15 protein-coding genes are annotated in these 17,672 nt (G+C 63.6%); 4 read left to right on the top strand and 11 right to left on the bottom strand.

Going from position 1 to position 17,672, the window contains the following annotated elements; genetic code table 11:
• Window positions 1-32: 32 nt before the first annotated feature.
• Complete coding sequence (locus tag ACQR1L_RS21165) at window positions 33-908, top strand: MurR/RpiR family transcriptional regulator (protein WP_434859848.1); 876 nt, start codon at window positions 33-35, stop codon at window positions 906-908.
• A gap of 122 nt (window positions 909-1,030) precedes the next feature.
• Here ACQR1L_RS21165 and ACQR1L_RS21160 read toward each other — a convergent pair whose 3' ends face one another.
• Window positions 1,031-3,658 (bottom strand): TIGR02302 family protein, encoded by a 2,628-nt coding sequence (locus ACQR1L_RS21160; protein ID WP_434859847.1) that lies wholly within the window; start codon window positions 3,656-3,658, stop codon window positions 1,031-1,033.
• Window positions 3,659-4,399: 741 nt separating this feature from the next.
• On the opposite strand from ACQR1L_RS21160, the gene ACQR1L_RS21155 reads away from it, so the two are divergent.
• Window positions 4,400-7,648 carry an NACHT domain-containing protein gene (locus tag ACQR1L_RS21155; protein ID WP_434859846.1) on the top strand — a complete coding sequence of 1,083 codons (3,249 nt, stop codon included), beginning with the start codon at window positions 4,400-4,402 and terminating at the stop codon, window positions 7,646-7,648.
• Window positions 7,649-7,749: 101 nt separating this feature from the next.
• Here ACQR1L_RS21155 and argC read toward each other — a convergent pair whose 3' ends face one another.
• Window positions 7,750-8,724 carry an N-acetyl-gamma-glutamyl-phosphate reductase gene (gene argC, locus ACQR1L_RS21150; protein ID WP_434859845.1) on the bottom strand — a complete coding sequence of 325 codons (975 nt, stop codon included), beginning with the start codon at window positions 8,722-8,724 and terminating at the stop codon, window positions 7,750-7,752.
• A 192-nt stretch (window positions 8,725-8,916) separates the two neighbouring features.
• On the opposite strand from argC, the gene ACQR1L_RS21145 reads away from it, so the two are divergent.
• Window positions 8,917-9,213, top strand: a complete 297-nt coding sequence (locus ACQR1L_RS21145) for a HigA family addiction module antitoxin (protein ID WP_434859844.1) — start codon at window positions 8,917-8,919, stop codon at window positions 9,211-9,213.
• Between the two features lie 220 nt (window positions 9,214-9,433).
• Here ACQR1L_RS21145 and lysA read toward each other — a convergent pair whose 3' ends face one another.
• The 3 genes from lysA to argH form a co-directional block, all read right to left on the bottom strand.
• A complete protein-coding gene (gene lysA / locus ACQR1L_RS21140; RefSeq protein ID WP_434859843.1) occupies window positions 9,434-10,699 on the bottom strand; it encodes a diaminopimelate decarboxylase in 1,266 nt (421 codons plus the stop codon).
• 358 nt (window positions 10,700-11,057) lie between these two features.
• Window positions 11,058-11,336: an LPS translocon maturation chaperone LptM gene (lptM, locus tag ACQR1L_RS21135; RefSeq protein ID WP_434859842.1), complete on the bottom strand. Its 279-nt coding sequence runs from the start codon at window positions 11,334-11,336 to the stop codon at window positions 11,058-11,060.
• A 112-nt stretch (window positions 11,337-11,448) separates the two neighbouring features.
• Entirely contained in the window at window positions 11,449-12,840 is a 1,392-nt protein-coding gene (argH, locus tag ACQR1L_RS21130; RefSeq protein WP_434859841.1) for an argininosuccinate lyase, read from the bottom strand.
• A 97-nt stretch (window positions 12,841-12,937) separates the two neighbouring features.
• On the opposite strand from argH, the gene tlpA reads away from it, so the two are divergent.
• Window positions 12,938-13,627, top strand: a complete 690-nt coding sequence (gene tlpA, locus ACQR1L_RS21125) for a thiol:disulfide interchange protein TlpA (protein ID WP_434859840.1) — start codon at window positions 12,938-12,940, stop codon at window positions 13,625-13,627.
• A 150-nt stretch (window positions 13,628-13,777) separates the two neighbouring features.
• Here the strand turns inward: tlpA and ACQR1L_RS21120 are convergent, their stop codons facing one another.
• From ACQR1L_RS21120 to ACQR1L_RS21095, 6 genes are all read right to left on the bottom strand, one after another.
• Complete coding sequence (locus ACQR1L_RS21120) at window positions 13,778-13,975, bottom strand: putative motility protein (RefSeq protein ID WP_172111345.1); 198 nt, start codon at window positions 13,973-13,975, stop codon at window positions 13,778-13,780.
• Between the two features lie 73 nt (window positions 13,976-14,048).
• Window positions 14,049-14,927: a 3-hydroxybutyryl-CoA dehydrogenase gene (locus ACQR1L_RS21115; protein WP_434859839.1), complete on the bottom strand. Its 879-nt coding sequence runs from the start codon at window positions 14,925-14,927 to the stop codon at window positions 14,049-14,051.
• Between the two features lie 98 nt (window positions 14,928-15,025).
• A complete protein-coding gene (locus ACQR1L_RS21110) occupies window positions 15,026-15,964 on the bottom strand; it encodes an electron transfer flavoprotein subunit alpha/FixB family protein (RefSeq protein WP_434859838.1) in 939 nt (312 codons plus the stop codon).
• A complete protein-coding gene (locus tag ACQR1L_RS21105) occupies window positions 15,964-16,713 on the bottom strand; it encodes an electron transfer flavoprotein subunit beta/FixA family protein (protein ID WP_008964844.1) in 750 nt (249 codons plus the stop codon). The genes ACQR1L_RS21110 and ACQR1L_RS21105 overlap by 1 nt, the downstream gene beginning before the upstream one ends.
• A gap of 118 nt (window positions 16,714-16,831) precedes the next feature.
• Window positions 16,832-17,404, bottom strand: coding sequence for a cob(I)yrinic acid a,c-diamide adenosyltransferase (locus tag ACQR1L_RS21100; RefSeq protein WP_434859837.1), 573 nt, complete (start codon window positions 17,402-17,404; stop codon window positions 16,832-16,834).
• 57 nt (window positions 17,405-17,461) lie between these two features.
• Complete coding sequence (locus ACQR1L_RS21095) at window positions 17,462-17,656, bottom strand: twin transmembrane helix small protein (RefSeq protein WP_434859895.1); 195 nt, start codon at window positions 17,654-17,656, stop codon at window positions 17,462-17,464.
• Window positions 17,657-17,672: the final 16 nt, after the last annotated feature.

Below are 17,672 nucleotides of genomic sequence, written 5' to 3'. Positions count from 1 at the left end.
GAGATTTTCTCAGTCAACCGCATGAGGCTTGCGTGACGGGTTCCACCTTCAGCTCCGGGCCGGCGGCGACCGGCATCCTGTCCCGCGTGCGGGAGCTGCAGACCGAGCTGCCGCCGAAGGCGCGGCAGATTGCGGAGCTGGTGGTCGGGCGGCCGGAGCCGTTCATCCACATGTCGATCACGGAGGTAGCGGAGGCCTGCGGTGTCAGCGAGGGGACGATCGTGTCGTTCTGCCGGCGGGTGGGCGTGCGCGGCTTCCAGGAGCTCAAGATCATGCTGGCGCGGGACCTGATCGAGCCGGTCAGGCTGATCCAGGAGGATCTGCATCGCGGCGATGATCCGGCGGCGGTCACCGACCACATCTTCGCCGCCCATGCCGCCTCGCTGCAGGAGACGCGGCGGCTGCTGTCGATGGACGCGCTGGCGCTGGCGGCGAAGCTGCTGCGCGAGGCGCGGCGGATCGAGATCTACGGCATCGGCAGCTCGGCGCCGGTGGCGCAGGATCTCTCCTATCGACTGCTGCAGCTCGGCCTCGCCGCGAATGCCATCGTCGACTCCCATGTCCAGGCCGTCAGCGCCGGAATGACTGGCCCTGAGGTTGCCACCGTCACCGTGTCGCATTCCGGCAGCACGGTCGAGACCGTGCTGGCGACCAAGCTGGCGCAGGCGGCGGGCGCACGGACCATCGGCATCACCCGGCTCGGCAAGTCGCCGCTGGCGGCGCATTGCGAGGTGCTGCTCTACACCGTCGCCAACGAGACGCGCTATCGCCCGGAGGCGATGAGCAGCCGCGTCGCGCAGCTCGCGATCATCGATACCCTGGTCAGCTGCTGCGCGCTGACCGACACCGAGCGCTCGGTCGAGAAGCTGCAGCACGCGGCGCGCATCCTGTCCGAGAAGCGCTACTGATATCCGCAGCCCGCGCGCGACCTAGATCATGATGCGTTTCGACGGAAACGCATCATGATCTTATCTTTTTGTTTGAGCATGATCTTTTCGGAAAACCGGTTTCCACTTTTCCGGATCATGCTCTAATAGTCCTTCAGCAGCCGCTCGATGTAGTCGAGCTCGACCTGCGGCCGAGACTGATCGCCGAGGCGGCGGCGCAGTTCTTCCAGAATGCGCCTCACGCGCTGGACGTCGATCTCGCCTGGAATCTTCTGCGAGAAATCGTCGATGTCGCGGCCCGGATGCATCGGACGTCCCAGCGGATCGGTCTGCTGCGCGCCCTGCTGGCGGCCGGCGCGCTGACCGGGGCCGTCGCCAGGCTGGTCGCCGTCGCCCTGCTGCATCGCCTCGGCGAGGCTCTGCGCGCCCTTGCGCAGCGCATCGAGCGCCTTGCCCTGCGATTCCACGGCACCGTCGGCGTTGCTGTCGCCGAGCTGGCTGCCGGCATCGCCCATCGCGCCGTCGGCCTCGTCGAGCCCGTCGCCGGCATCGCCCTGCTCGCCCTGATCACCGGGATCGCCCTGCTGGCCCTGCTGCCCCTTCTGGCCTTTCTGACCCTTCTGTCCCTTTTCGCCCTTCTGGCCCATGCCGCGCTTGGCGAGCTGCTCCTGCAACTGCTTCAGCCGGTCGCGCAGCGCCTGCTGGTCCTGCTGCAGGTCGCCCATGCTTGGGTCCTGGTCACCCTGCTGGCCCTGCTGATTCTTGCCGCGGTTGCGCCGGGAGTCCTGGCCCTGCTTGAAGGTCTTGTCGCGGAGCTGCTGCTGCTTGCGGATCATGTCGCCGAGCTCGTTGAGCGCCTGCTCCATGTCCTGGTCGCCGCCCTGGCCGGGCTGCGCCATCTGCAGATTCTCCAGCATCTGCTGCAGCTGCTCGAGCAGCTCGCGCGCGCCCTCCTTGTCGCCCTGGCGCGACAGCCGCTCCATGCGGTCGATCATGTTCTGCAGGTCCTGCTGGCGCAGCACCTTGGTGTTCTGGTCGAGCGGCCGCTGCGCCATCTGCGGGTTGTTGCGCAGCTGCTCGGCGAGCTGGCGCATGTAGTTGTCCATCGCCTTGCGCAGATCCTCGGCGAGCTTCTTGATCTCCTCGTCGCTGGCGCCGCGCTCCAGCGCCTGCTTCAGCGCGTCCTGCGCCGCGCGCAGCGCCTTGTCGACGTCAGAGATGTTGCCGTCCTCGATCGTGACCGCGAGCGCCCAGAGATTCGCGACGACCTCGCGCAGCGCATCGTCGGTGCGCGCGGCCTCGAGCTGGCGTGTCACCGCGCGCAGGCCGAGATACTGGCCGAGCTCCGGCGAGAACAGCTCGGGGGCGATCGCCAGCGCATCGAGCGCGGTGAACACGTCGGCATTGCGGTTGCCGTCGAGCGCCAGGATCCGGCGCTGCTCGATCAGCGCCCGCGCCAAAGGTTTTGTGAACAGCCGCTCCGGCAGCTTGGTCTCGAACGGTTCGCTCTTGCCCTCGTTGCCGGCCTCGTCCTTGGCGGTCAGGGTCAGCGTGACGTCGGCGCCGGCATAGGGGTCCTCGCTCAGGTCCTTGACGGTCTGGCCGAGGCCGTTGCGGGTGCGCGCGTTCGGCAGCACCAGCGGAAACTCCGGCGGCTGGAACAGCGGCCGCGCCGTTTGCGCATCCGGCTTGGTCTCGGCGGCACGCGCGGCGACCTTGGCGCGGGCTTCGGTGACGCCGTAATCATCCTCGATCTTGTAGGACAGTTTCAGCGATCCCCGCGCCTGGCGCTCGGGGTCCTTGGCCATGCTGATGACCGGCGGCTTGTCCGGCGTCGCCGCGAACACCCATTGCGGCTGGCCGGCCGGCGCGCGCACATGCACCGTGCCGTCGGACTTGATGACATAATGCTTCTCGGTGGTGCCCTTCGGCGCGGCTTCGCCGGCGGCGACCTCGTTCGCCGCGGCCTCGGTGACGCCGCCGCCGGTGATGACGTCGAGCGTGCCGCCGCTGGAGCGAATGATCAGGGTCGAGCCCGCGGGCACCACGATCGGGCCGTTCGCCGGCACCGCGCCTTCCTTGTTGGCGGCGGAGAGGATGATCGGCGGCTTCGCGGTATAGAGCGGCGGCTTGACCCAGGCATCGACGCGGATCGCGACCGGCGTCATCACGCCGTTCCAGTCGAACGCGGACGCCACGCGCATCGGCCGCTCGTCGCCGGCGGCAAAATAGGTGGCGACCAGCAGCACGACGACCAGCGCGCGCACCGCCCAGGGATCGTGCAGCAACAGCCGCGGCCGCGGCGTGCCGGCGCGGATGCGCTTGACCGAGGCGAGCGTGCGCTCGCGCTGCGCCTGCCACAGCGCCTGCGCGATCGGATCCTTGCTGGTGAGGGTGTCGGTGAGCGCGGTGGCCGGGCGATGCGCGATGCCGGAGCCGCGATCGAGCCGCGACAGGCCCTCCTCGCGGCTCGGCCAGCGATATCTGAGCATCGGAACGGCTGCGCCGAGCAAAAGCAGCAGAAACAGCGACACGCCGATCATGCGCGCCGCGAACGGCAGGCCGAGCCATAATCCGGCCCAGGACACGATCAGGAACAGGCCGATGACCATCAGCAGCCGCGCCAGATGCGGCCAGCCGCGCTCCCAGGCGATGGCATACCGCGCCCGCTTCAGCGCCTGCGTCAGCTTCAGCCGCGCGAGGGCATCGCTGGAAAGCCGATCGGGAGTGCTGCTTGCCGGCGAGGCCGGCTCGTTCGTGAGGCCGCTCAACAGTCTCTCCAGGTTGCCCGGATGTTCACCCTACCACAAAGGCATCCATGAGGCACGCACCGTGCCAAGACTTTCCCGCCTGCGCAGGCCGTCCACACGGGAGTGTGACCGGGCCGGTTCCCGGGGAGTTACGGGTGTGGCGCCCGAAGGTATGGCACAGGCGTCCGCCCCAATCTCCGTCATTGCGAGCGCAGCGAAGCAATCCAGGGGCTGCGCGCGTGACCCTGGATTGCTTCGCTCCGCTCGCAATGACGCCCGTGGCGAACATCACGAGACACACGACCAACCATCCCGCGGAGACACCTTGCGCAAGCCAAGCCCCATCGCTCCCGCGACGCGATCCGCGCCCGAGTGATGCCCGACATCTCACCCTCCTCAAACAGAGGGCGCAGGGAAGGCCAGGTGCCGACTGGCACCTGCGGTCCGCGTGCAACAAATAAGCACGCGGCAGAACCACAGGCTCAGCCGGGATCACCCGGCCTTCCCTGCGCGATGGTGTTACGAATTATACGCGCTCTTCCCGGGGACCGGCTTGTTGGCCCCGTCGCGGACGACACGTCCTCGCCCACTTGGCATCAGCACCGGGATGCCAGAACCACGCGACTTCCTCGTCGCACCGGGATCGTTCGTCCGCGCGAGCAAGCCCGCGCTGCGTCCCCATGCGCCCACCGCATCCCGCACCCGACGTCCGTGACGATCGCGAAGCGCCCCCTCAGCGGGACGGGATGTGGGGAGTAGAGCATGATTTCGGATAAAGCGCAAGACAAAATTCCGGGTGTAGCGCCGACTCCCTTGCTGCGAGCCGTTCTTCGGCGGCATCGAAGACGTTTTCATCCGTCACCGCGCCGAGATGATCACCGTCAAGTCGCCGCACCGCAGCATATCCAACGACCTCCTAAAACCGTCACACTCGCCAAAGCAACTGCCGTCAAATCTCCTGACGAAAACTGCGAATTGCCTCTGTCCAGAGCATTGACCTATCCGGCTTTCTACCTTTTGTTGTATTCGATTCCATATCAATCGAATTCATCGGACTCAGGTATGATCGGCGCAGACATCGCAATCGGTGTAGTTTCAAATATTGTTTACGGCGGCCTGACCAGAATCGTCGGCGGCAGCCTCGTCTCTGTTCAGCGCCGTCAAGCAATAGAACGCGCACTAGTCAATCCGAAAGATGAGCAAGCTAAACGCTTCAAACAAGCCATCGATGACGTTCAAGTCATCATAGCCAATCGCTTCGAATCGAACACAAAGCGGCTCGACGATTTTCTGAGCGAGCTAAATCGGTCCGCATTTCCAGAAGTCATAACGGAAACAGTCTTGAAAGGCGGCGACAGCGGTGCTGCAAAGCACATATTCGACGCCGTGATAGAAAATTACAAAACCACTCCGGAGTTCAAAGACTTTCCAGCCCAGCTTTTCCAAGCCCTCGAGACAGCAGTTAGGGCTCAATACAACATGCTATCGAGCGAAGGCGAGCTACTATCTTCTATTGCAGCGAAATCGAATGCGATTTGCTATAAAGTCGACAGCCTCTTGAAGACCGTAAACGAAATACAGATCTTCAATGCCCGCAGGAACTTATCCAAGCCCCGAATCGATGAAATCCGCCTAAAGCTTTGCAAACAAATCGAAGCTAAGCATCGATACATTACAGTCGAAACCACCCGCGGCGCACGCAAATACTCCGTATCAAAACTGTTTATTGAGCCCCGCTTCACTCGCCTTAACTACGACGAACTTTCAATACCAAAGCGAACTGGCAAGAAAAGCGTCAACACAGAATCCAACCAAGACGCTTTTGAAATTGGCTACGGAGAGCTACGCAATACCTTACGACGGACAGTGATCCTTGGCGACCCGGGAGGTGGAAAGTCAACTACAGTTCAGCATATTTGCTTTGAGTTTGCACGATTTGTTTCGCTTTCAATCGAACACTTTGAACGAAAAGGTATAGATCCCGCTCGACAAAGAGTACCACTTCGCCTCGTCTTGAGAGCATTCGAAACCCGAAAACGACAAAACCCCAATCTATCTATATTGGAATCAATCATTGAGGATCTTCAAGATTTACTGAACGACGAAAGACAAGAGATCGAAGAGTTTGTAAGATACTCCCTCATTAGTGGAACGGCAGTCGTACTCTTCGATGGACTGGACGAGGTCCTCAGCATCAAGACAAGACGCGAATACGTAGAGCTAATTGAGCAGTTCGCAAACACATTTCCTGCAGCGTCGATAGTCGTCACCTCACGTTTTGTCGGCTACATGGACGCACCTCTTGACCCTCAGTATGAATGCTTGTCGTTGGCCGAGTTCGGCCCCGAGCAAATCTCAAGCTACAGCCGGAAGTCGCTCGCGGTTATCAAGGGAGTAAAAGAAAGCTCGGTAGACCGGGAGGTAACGAGCTTTCTCGACCAAACATCAAAGAACGCGAGCGACCTGCGTGTTAACCCACTCATGCTTGCTCTTATGGTTTGGCTTTATGCGATCAAAGGCGACGTGCCCGCCAATCGACCAGAAATCTACAAAGAGTGCGCGACCCTTATGTTCGAAAGATGGGACCAAAACCGCGGCATTCTGTTTGGGATTCCATCTGACTTTGAACTAATAGATCTCTTTGGGTTCTTAGCCAATGAAATTTTCGGTAGACCCGAACTAGAAGAGGGGGTTTCGAAGGATTGGTTATTTGCCAAGGTCAAGTCGTACTTCTCTCGGTGGTATGAAGAAAAGGCCAAGAGCGTCCAAGTCTCAAAATCGTTAGTAGACTTTCTTACTGGACGAGCCTGGGTACTTTCCGAGATCGGGGCAGATGTATTTAAGTTCACACATAGAACGTTCCTAGAGTACTTTTACGCGCGATACGCGAACGCACAGATCGACTCGACCGTAGAATTGATAAGAAAGCTAAGCCCTAGGATAATCAACGGCGAGATGGATGTTGTGAACCATCTATCTTTGCAAATGTTTACATTTCGAGAACCTAGAAAGATTCAAGAAGCGGTCTCAGAGCTGGTGAATTTGGTCGAAGCCACGCACAATTCAAACTACGAAGCAGCAAATGCTATCGTTTTCTTCTCGCGGGCACTCGAATATCTTGTTATGTCCGAGATGCAATATCGAGAGGCCTTAGATAAGGTAATTCGAAGACTAATAAACGTTGGCGCATCGGGCGAGACGTTTGTCTCAATTGCACTCTCTCATTGCGTAGTTCACGCAGGCAACCGCATTCAAATTCTTGATCAAGTTGCAAGAGCTTCGTTCACCTTCGCGGTCACGCAAGGCTTCGAACAGCGCGGCTTCATTGTCAGCATCCTCTCAGGCGGCCCGCTTCGGCGCAGGAGCAAGATGGCATTCGTTCGCCAGAGGCCCAATCTTACAAAATCATATTTGAACCTAATGAAAACGGCAAAAGAAGCGACATTACCAAGGCTAATTGAAGCTGGTCAAACTGACATCAATCATGCTCGTATGGCCATCGAGATCTCGCCAATTGAAATCAGACGGTTCTTTGGCGTGTTTAGCCATGAAGTACTGTATTCTTATCTGCATACTCCGTTTTGCACATGTCGCACAGCGGTAGTCCATTTAGCGAGAGTACTGAGTAGTCAGCTTAGTCCCGTCTCGCTAACGCCCTGGATTGACGTCGATCCCGATCCACTCATCCAATTTCTTTCGCAGGTTCTTGGAGGCGAGACCATCTGCGCTCCGTCACCGAGCAAGGGTGTCGCTCGAGATATCGATCTTGCGTTTCAAGATGATCACCAATACCCATTTAGCTATAGCTCTATTTCGATGCGCCCCAACGCACTCAGTGCGTACTTGTTGTCGCTTGCAGTCCTTAGCCAAATGGAGGTGGCGATGTTTGGCCAGAAGGGCGCTCGATCAGGCCTGATTCAATCTCGAAGAGACTTCGTACGACGACTCGCCCGTCGTTACCCCCACAGGGCTCGTCCTCCGGCGCTGGACAATTGGATCAACGCAAGTTAGCTGACTGAGGATCCGGCTTCATGGGGCGAATGCGTTCGTTACCATTTGGGTAAGGCAGCAAAAGAGCTGCGCACGAACTAAGGTGCCTAGCTAGCAGAGGTTCACGGCCAAACCGGCGCCCCCTCCAGCCCCGCCGTCTCCGGCAGCCCGCACATCAGGTTCGCATTCTGCACCGCCTGCCCGGCGGCGCCCTTGCCGAGATTGTCGACGACGCCGAGCGCGATCACCAGGTTGCGCTCGGAGTCGGCGGCGTAGCTGACGAAGGCGAGGTTGGAGCCGGTGGCCCATTTGGTCTGCGGCGGCGTGTCGGTGACGCGGACGAAGGCACTGTTGGCGTAGAAGCGGCGGGCGGCGTCGAGGCATTGCGCCGCGGTGGCGCGGCCGCGGGCGTAGATGGTGGCGAGGATGCCGCGGGTCATCGGCACCAGATGCGGCGTGAACACGAGGCCGGTGGCGCTGCCGCCGCCGAGGCGCGCGATCGTGCTTTCGATCTCGGGCATGTGGACGTGCCTGAGCAGGCCGTAGGGGATCAGGTTCTCGTTGCTCTCGGCGTAGCCGAATTTGCTGTCGCCGCCGCGGCCGGCGCCGGAGATGCCGGTCTTGGCATCGATCACGATGTTCTCGGGCGAGATCAGTTTTGCGGCGAGCAGCGGCGCCAGCGGGGTCAGCGCCGCCGCCGGGAAGCAGCCGGGATTGGCGATGCGGGTCTGGCCCGCGATCTCGCCGGGCCAGACGTCGGCGAGGCCGTAGGTCCAGCCGTCGGCGTAGCGGTGGTCGCCGCCGATGTCGACGATCTTCACGTGGCCCGGCACGCGCGCCAGCGCCTCGCGCGAGGCGCCGGTCGGGAGCGAGGCGAACAGCACGTCGAGCGGCGGCAGGCGCGCGGGGTCCCACTTCTCGATCACGAGATCGGCGAGTTTTGCGGGCACGCCGGGGAAGCGCTGCGCCAGACGCTGGCCGGCGCTGCCCTCGCCCGCGGCGTAGACCAGCTCGAATGCGGGATGCCCCGCGACCAGGCGCATCGCCTCGCCGCCGCCAAAACCGGAGATGCCGACGATGCCGACGCGGATGCTCATGGGTGGGGGTCCTCGCAGAACAGTGTGACCGATCAGGTCGGGAATCGACCAGGGAACGCGATCTCGCGGAGGCGCCTGATCCGGGTTAAACTAAAATCACCATGGTCAATAAGCAAACCAGGCTGCGGCCGTCAGCCTTGCCCCCGAGCGCCGGAACAAGTCCGATGTGGCCACAGACATGCGAGAACGCAGATGGCGAAGAAGCTGCCGCCGGTTCATCCCGGTGAAATCCTGCGGGAGGAGTTCCTCGTTCCGCTCAAGCTCACGCCCTATGCGGTCGCCGCCGCGCTGAACGTACCGCGCACCCGGATCGAGCGCATTGCGCGTGAAGAGAAACCGGTGACGGCCGACACCGCGCTGCGGCTCGGCAAATTCTTCAAGACCGGCGGTGCATTCTGGGTGAATATGCAGGCGCGATACGATCTCGAAACAGCGGAAGACACGCTCGCGCCTGAAATAGAGAGGATCGCGGCTTACGAAGCAGTGTGAGTAACAACTCGGCAGGAGGATCGTGGCAGTCACGACGATCTATGCTGGTGCGCCGAACGACCTGCTTATCAGTTACTCCGTCATGGCCGGGCTTGTCCCGGCCATCCACGTCGCTCTGCGCGCTCGGATGGACGTGGATGCCCGGGACAAGCCCGGGCATGACGTTGTGGAGACAGGCGAGCGCAACAGCGCGGGTAAGGTGTCGGGGCGATAGCGCCCCTCACAGCCACGGCGCCGGGGTGTCCATCGCGATCAGTTGCTCGACCTCGATGCGCGGGCGGATCACGGCGGATTGGTCGCCCTTGACGAGCACCTCGGGCACCAGAGCGCGGGTGTTGTAGGTGCAGGCCTGCACGGCGCCGTAGGCGCCTGCGGTCATGATGGCCAAGAGATCGCCCGGCTTGGGCTCCGGCAGCGCGCGGTCGAGCGCGAGGTAGTCGCCGCTTTCGCAGACCGGGCCGACGACGTCGGCCACGAAGGCCGGCGCGTTCGGCGCGGGCTGCTTGACGGGGAGAATGTCGTGATGCGCCTCGTAGAGCGTCGGGCGGATCAGGTCGTTCATCGCGGCGTCGATGATGACGAAGTTCTTGGCCTCGCCGTGCTTCACATAGATCACCTTGGCAACCAGGATACCGGCATTGCCGACGATCATGCGGCCGGGCTCGAACATCAGGGTGCAGCCGAGATTGTGCGAGATGCGCTTGACCATCGCGGCATAGGCTGCGGGCTCCGGCGGCACGGCGCGGTCCATGTGATAGGGGATGCCGAGGCCGCCGCCGAAATCGACATGGGAGATGTCGTGGCCGTCGGCGCGCAGGGTCTGCACGAATTCAGTCAATATGCGGAAGGCGGTCTCCATCGGGCCGAGATCGGTGATCTGGCTGCCGATATGGACGTCGACGCCGGTGACCTTGATGCCCGGCATCTTGGCGGCGCGGGCGTAGACCTTGCGGGCGTGGTCCAGCGGGATGCCGAACTTGTTCTCCGACTTGCCGGTCGAGATCTTGGCGTGCGTGCCGGCATCGACGTCCGGGTTGACGCGGATGGAGATGCGGGCGGTGTGGCCGGTCTCGACGGCGAGCCGCGCCAGCAGGTCGAGCTCGGGCTCGGATTCGATGTTGAGGCAGTGGATGTCGGCGGCGAGCGCGGCGCGCAGCTCGGCCTCGGTCTTGCCGACGCCGGAGAACACGATTTTCCGCGACGGGATGCCGGCCGCCAGCGCGCGCTTCAGCTCTCCGCCGGAGACGACGTCGGCGCCGGCCCCACACTTGGCGAGCGTGCGCAGCACCGACTGGTTGGAATTGGCCTTCATCGCGTAGCAGATCAGCACGTCCTGGCCGGCGAAGGCGTCCGCGAACACGCGGTAGTGCCGCTCCAGGGTAGCGGTGGAGTAGCAGTAGAAGGGGGTGCCGACCTGGGCTGCAAGATCAGCGAGATTGACGGCCTCGGCGTGCAGCACGCCGTCGCGGTAGTCGAAATGGTTCATGGGTTTTGGTCCGCGCGCGGGGCTGCGAAAAGGGTGATTGTGGCGGCGAATTGCCGGGAAATGGGGTGGAATGTCAAACCCGCGCTGCCACCCTCCCTGGAGGGTGTCCCGCAGCTCCGCGCATCCAGGCGCGGGCGATCGCATTCGATGTCGTTCCGGGGCGCGCGAAGCGCGAGCCCGGAACCCATAACCCCAGGATGCCGTGTGGGGCACGCTCGGAGTTGCCGGCTCGCCACGCCGCAGCGGCCTGTGGCTATGGATTCCGGGCTCATTCGCGCTGCGCGCGAATGCCCCGGAATGACGAAATCATGGAGAGCGGGACTGTAGCGAAGGGAAACTGCTCCCGCGAGCCGAAGGCTTATTTGCTGTCCAGCAGCGGATCCAGGACGAAGGATTTCTTCTGGCCGCGGGCGGCGGCCGGGGCGCCGTCGGCGCCGTAGCCGGAGTTGAACAGGCCGGGCTTGTTGGCGGCCTCGGTCGCGGTGTCGGTCGGGGCAGCCGAGAGCTGGGGCGCCGGCGGGGAATTGGCGGGCAGGTCCAACGGGCCCTTGCGGCCGCAGGCGGCCAGCAGCAGCGCGGAAGCGCCCAGGACGAGAACGATCCGGGCGGCGGAGGTTGGACGGCGAGCGCTATTCACGTGTGGAATCCCCATGCGGGCGGCACCATACAGAGGTTGATCCGCCCTGACGAGTGCCGGAGTGCCACGCCAGGGAGATCAAATTGGGGCGATCAAATCTCGGGGCCGGGCCCTACTTTCGCTGTTTTTCCAGCCGCTTCAGCCAGGCCTTGGCCTGGGAGGCCACGTTCTTCGGCGCGGTGCCGCCGAAGCTGGTGCGGCTCTTCACGGACGATTCCACGCTCAGCACGCCGAGCACGTCGGCGGTGATCTTCGGCTCGACCTCCTGCATCGCCTTCAGCGGCAGCTCGTGCAGCGCGACGCCCTGCTTCGACGCTAAGCCGACGATGCGGCCCGTGACGTGATGGGCCTCGCGGAACGGCATCTTCAGGGTGCGGACCAGCCAGTCGGCGAGATCGGTGGCGGTGGCGTAGCCCTCGCCGGCGGCGGCCTTCATGCGGGCCTCGTCCGGCACCAGATCGAGCGCCATGCCGGTCATGGCCCTGATCGCCAGCGACAGCGCGGCGAAGGCCTCCATCGCGCCCTGCTTATCCTCCTGCATGTCCTTCTGATAGGCGAGCGGCAGGCCCTTCATCACGATCAGGAGCCCGTTGAGCGCGCCGATGACGCGCCCCGTTTTGGCGCGGACCAGCTCGGCGGCATCCGGATTGCGCTTCTGCGGCATGATCGAGGAGCCGGTGGTGAACTTGTCCGACAGTTTGATCAGGCCGACCAAAGGCGAGGTCCAGATCACGATCTCCTCGGCGAAGCGCGACAGATGCACGGCGCAGATCGATGCGGCCGAGAGCGTCTCCAGCACGAAGTCGCGGTCGGAGACGGCATCGAGCGAATTGGCCATCGGGCGGTCGAAGCCGAGCGCTTCGGCGGTGGCGTGGCGGTCGATCGGGAACGAGGTGCCGGCGAGCGCAGCCGCGCCCAGCGGCGATTCATTGAGGCGCTTGCGGGCGTCGAGGAAGCGGCCGCGGTCGCGGCCGGCCATCTCGACATAGGCCAGGAGATGGTGGCCGAAAGTCACCGGCTGGGCGGTCTGCAGATGGGTGAAGCCGGGCATGACGGTGCCGGCGAATTCCAGCGCGCGGGTCGCGAGCGCCTGCTGGTAGGCGGCCAGCGCGGCGTCGATGTCGTCGATGGTGTCGCGGACGAACAGGCGGAAATCGGTCGCGACCTGGTCGTTGCGCGAGCGCGCGGTGTGCAGCCGGCCGGCGGCGGGGCCGATCAGCTCGGACAGCCGGCTCTCGACGTTCATATGGATGTCTTCGAGCGCGCGCTTGAATTCGAACGAGCCCTTGGTGATCTCTGACAGGATCGTGTCTAGACCCTTCCCGATATTTTTCGCATCACCCGCGGTGATGATGCCCTGGGCGGCGAGCATGGCGGCGTGCGCCTTGGACGCAGCGATGTCCTGCGCGTAGAGGTGGCGATCGACGTCGATCGAGACGTTGATGTCCTCCATGATCTCGTCGGGACGTTCCGTGAACCGGCCGCCCCACATCTTGTTGCTCATGCCTGCCGCTCTTAAACCTTGATGACCGCGTCTGGATGGGACACACCGTTTCGTGCGCCCTGAAATTCGCGCCTCTGATAGCCGCAACCGACCCGAGATGACAAACGATAAGCCAGAGACGTCCCCTGCCCGCCCCGCCTCGCGCGGCCGAACCGTGCTGATCGCCGGTGCCGTGGCGGTCATCGCCGTGGCCGGCATTGCGGCGGTGGCCTTTGGCGGGTTCTTGAAGGGCAAGCCGGCCGGCGACCAGGCCTGTCAGGCCGCGGTCGACACCGCCGCGCGGCTGGCGCCGCTGATCAAGGGCGAAGTGGCGGCGCTGACCGCCGCCAAGGCGCCGCTGCGGCTGCCGGACCTGGCGTTCGAGGATGCCGCGGGCAAGCCGGCGAAGCTGTCGGATTTCCGCGGCAAGACGGTGCTGTTGAACCTCTGGGCGACCTGGTGCGTGCCCTGCCGCAAGGAGATGCCGGCGCTGGACGGGCTGCAGGCCAAGCTCGGCAGCGACGCCTTCCAGGTGGTCGCGGTCAACATCGACACCCGCGACCCGGAGAAGCCGAAGACGTTCCTCGCCGACGCCAAGCTGACGCAGCTTGCCTATTTCAGCGACGCGAAAGCAAAGGTGTTCCAGGATCTGAAGGCGGTCGGCCGTGCGCTTGGCATGCCGACCTCGGTGCTGGTCGACGGCAATGGCTGCGAGATCGCGACCATCGCGGGACCGGCCGAATGGGACAGCGCCGACGCGCTCAAGCTGATCCAGGCCGCGACGTCGAAGGCCGCCGCAGGGCTGTAGGTCTTTCTATCCCCACGGCCGTCATTCCGGGGCAGCCCTTAAGGGCTGAACCCGGAATCTCGAGATGAGTCCGACAAACTCTGGATTCCGGGTTCGATGCTCCGCATCGCCCCGGAATGACCGTGGATGAGGGAAAAGAAGTCGTCGCGCTCAGGCGGCGATATTGAGGTTGCCGCCCACACCCGGGCCGACATTGGCGAGCGACAGCGTCTGCTGGGCGCCGCCGAGCAGGGTCAGGACGGCGTCCTTCTGCGCGTCCAAATTCTGCTTCAAGACCGACGTCGCGACCTGCTGCTGGGTCGCACTCGCTTGCTGCGCCATGACCGCAGCCACCAAGCTCATATCCATACGCACATACCTCGTCTGAGCTGAACGGTAACCGCTCAGCCTTAACGAAGCGTGTCGTTCGTTTCGGATTGTTTCAGCGGGTCGGCACCGGCTTGGGGCCGCGATAATCGTAGAAGCCGCGCTGCGTCTTGCGGCCAAGCCAGCCGGCCTCGACATATTTCACCAGCAGCGGACACGGCCGGTACTTGGAGTCGGCGAGGCCCTCATGCAGCACCTGCATGATCGACAGACAGGTATCGAGGCCGATGAAATCGGCCAGCTCGAGCGGCCCCATCGGGTGATGCGCGCCGAGCTTCATCGCCGCGTCGATCGCCTCGACGTTCCCCACGCCCTCGTAAAGCGTGTAGATCGCCTCGTTGATCATCGGCAGCAGCACGCGGTTGACGATGAAGGCCGGGAAATCCTCGGAGACGGCGACCTGCTTGCCGAGACGGCCGACGAACTCCTTGGCCGCCTCGAAGGTGGCGTCGTCGGTGGCAATGCCGCGGATCAGCTCCACCAGCTCCATCAGCGGAACCGGGTTCATGAAGTGGATGCCGATGAAGCGCTCGGGCCGGTCGGTGCAGGCGGCAAGCCGCGTGATCGAGATCGACGAGGTGTTGGAGGCGATGATTGCTTCCGGCTTCAGGACGGCGCAGAGATCGTGGAAGATCTTGCGCTTGACGTCCTCCTTCTCGATCGCGGTCTCGATGACGAGGTCGCAATCGGCGAGGCCATCCAGAGTTTCGGTCAGCGAGATGTGCTTGAGCGCATCGCCCCGAGCCTCCTCGGTGATGACCTTCTTCGCCACCTGGCGGGTCAGGTTGCCGTTGATGGTGGCCATGCCCGACTTCAAGCGATCGGCCGTGACGTCGTTGAGCACCACGTCGAGACCGGCCAGCGCGGCAACGTGCGCGATGCCGTTGCCCATCTGTCCTGCGCCGATCACACCGAGCTTGTTGATCTGAGCCATGTTGTCATCCACCGGGACGGCGCACTGCAGATGCCCGTCCAACCCCTTGAAGAAGGAACACCGGCCGCCAAGGTCCCATGCGGCCGGTGTTCATCGCGTTACTTGCCGAGCGCGTCCGTCAGCTCCGGCACCGCTTGGTAAAGATCCGCTACCAGGCCGTAATCGGCGACCTGGAAGATCGGCGCGTCCTCGTCCTTGTTGATCGCAACGATCACCTTGGAGTCCTTCATGCCGGCCAGATGCTGAATGGCGCCTGAAATGCCGACCGCCACGTAGAGTTCCGGAGCGACCACCTTGCCGGTCTGGCCGACCTGCCAGTCGTTCGGCGCGTAGCCCGCGTCGACCGCGGCGCGCGAGGCGCCGACGCCGGCGCCGAGCTTGTCGGCGAGCGGCTCGATGTACTTGGCGAAGTTCTCGCGGCTCTGCATCGCACGGCCGCCGGAGACGATGATCTTGGCCGAGGTCAGCTCGGGACGATCGCTCTTGGCGACCTCCTCGCCGACGAAGCTCGACAGCGCCGGATCACCGGCTGCCGCCACCGTCTCGACCGACGCGCTGCCGCCTTCGCCAGCCGCAGCGGCGAACGTGGAGGTACGCACGGTGATGACCTTCTTGGCGTCCTTCGACTTCACGGTCTGGATCGCGTTGCCGGCGTAGATCGGCCGCTCGAACGTGTCGGGCGCGACGACCTTGATGATCTCCGACACCTGCATCACGTCGAGCAGGGCGGCGATGCGCGGCATCACGTTCTTGAAGCGCGAGGTCGCGGGCGCGACGACCGCGTCGTAGTTGGCGGCGAGCTTGACGACGAGATCGGCCAGCGGCTCGGCGAGGTCATGCGCGTAGGCCGCATCGTCGGCCAGCAGCACCTTCTTGACGCCGGCGAGCTTGGCGGCGGCCTCCGCCGCACCCTTGGCGCCCTGGCCGGCGACCAGCACGTCGACATCGGCGCCGAGCGCGGCAGCCGCCGTCAGCGCCTTGTTGGTCGCGTCCTTGATCCCGGCATTGTCGTGTTCAGCAATCAGCAGCGTGGCCATCAGAGCACCCCCGCCTCGGTCTTGAGTTTGGAAACGAGCTCGGCGACGTCCTTCACCTTGACGCCGGCCTTGCGGCCCGCAGGCTCGGCGGTCTTGAGCACTTCGAGCCGCGGCGTGAGATCGACACCGGTGTCGGCGGCGGTCTTCTCGGCGATCGGCTTCTTCTTCGCCTTCATGATGTTCGGCAGCGACGCATAGCGCGGCTCGTTGAGGCGGAGATCGGTGGTGACGATCGCCGGTCCCTTCAGCTTCACGGTCTGCAGGCCGCCATCGACCTCGCGGGTGACCTTGAAGTCGCTTCCTTCGACCTCGAGCTTGGAGGCGAAGGTCGCCTGCGCCCAGCCGAGCAGCGCGGCCAGCATCTGGCCGGTCTGGTTCGAATCGTCGTCGATCGCCTGCTTGCCGAGGATGATCAGTCCCGGCTGCTCTTCCTGAGCGACGGCCTTGAGGATCTTGGCGACCGCGAGCGGTTCCACATTGCCTTCGGCCTTGACCAGGATGCCGCGATCCGCGCCCATCGCGAGCGCAGTGCGGATGGTCTCCGAGGCCTGCGCAGGCCCGATCGAGACCACAACGACCTCGGTTGCCTTGCCGGCTTCCTTGAGCCGCAGCGCTTCCTCGACGGCGATCTCGTCGAACGGATTCATCGACATCTTGACGTTGGCGAGCTCAACGCCCGATCCGTCGCTCTTGACGCGGACCTTGACGTTGTAGTCGACCACCCGCTTGACCGGCACCAGAACCTTCATCGATCCTCTTTCGCTCTAAATTGTCCGGGGTTGATCTTTCGGGCGCGGAACCTAAAGCGCCCTTACCCCCCGGTCAACGCGCGAGGGGCGAAAAAACGCCACCCCGCACGCCGCCGGGTTAACGGTTTTGCCCCGGCACCCACAACACGTCGCCGGCCCCGTTCCGGTTGGCGGCGCGGCTGGCCACGAACAGGAAATCCGACAACCGGTTCACATAACGAATGGCAGCCTCGCTGACCGGCTCGTCCGGTCGGGAAGCGAGTTCCGCCATGATCCGTTCCGCCCTGCGGCAAATGGTGCGCGCGACGTGCAGATGCGCGGCTGCCGGAGTTCCCCCGGGCAGCACGAACGAGGTGAGCGGCGCGAGCCGCTCATTCAACGTGTCGATGTCGCGCTCTAGGCGATCGACCTGGCTCGCCACGACGCGCAGCCGCTCCGCCTTGCCCTCGCGCTGAGGCACCGCCAGATCCGCGCCGAGGTCGAACAGGTCGTTCTGGATCAGGCCGAGCATCGCATCGATCTCGGGCGCGTCGGCCAGATGCAGCCGCACCACCCCGATCGCGGCGTTGGTCTCATCGACGGTTCCATAGGCGGAGACGCGCAGATCAAACTTCGGCCGGCGCTCGCCGTTGCCGAGCGCCGTCGTGCCGTCGTCGCCGGTCCGCGTGTAGATGCGATTCAGAACCACCATGCTGAAATCTCAATATCCTTGTCTCGACGTCTCAGCGTCCCGTCTCAGCGCCCATTTTCAGTGTCCCATGGCCCAGATCGTCGCCATGGCAATGACGATCGCCACGAACTGCAGGATCACCCGCCAGCGCATCAGCTTCTGCGACAGGTTGGGCGAGCCGCCGCGCGTCATGTTGACCAGGCCGAGAAACAGCACCAGGGCGACCGCGCCAACGGCGATCGGAAGGATGAATTTACCGAGGAGTGAAGCCATTTGGGCTAGATAACAC

Source organism: Bradyrhizobium sp. HKCCYLR20261, from assembly GCF_051168435.1.
Classification (GTDB): domain Bacteria; phylum Pseudomonadota; class Alphaproteobacteria; order Rhizobiales; family Xanthobacteraceae; genus Bradyrhizobium.
The sequence above is the reverse complement of the archived record's forward strand: the minus strand, read 5'-3'. Positions and strand labels throughout refer to the sequence as shown.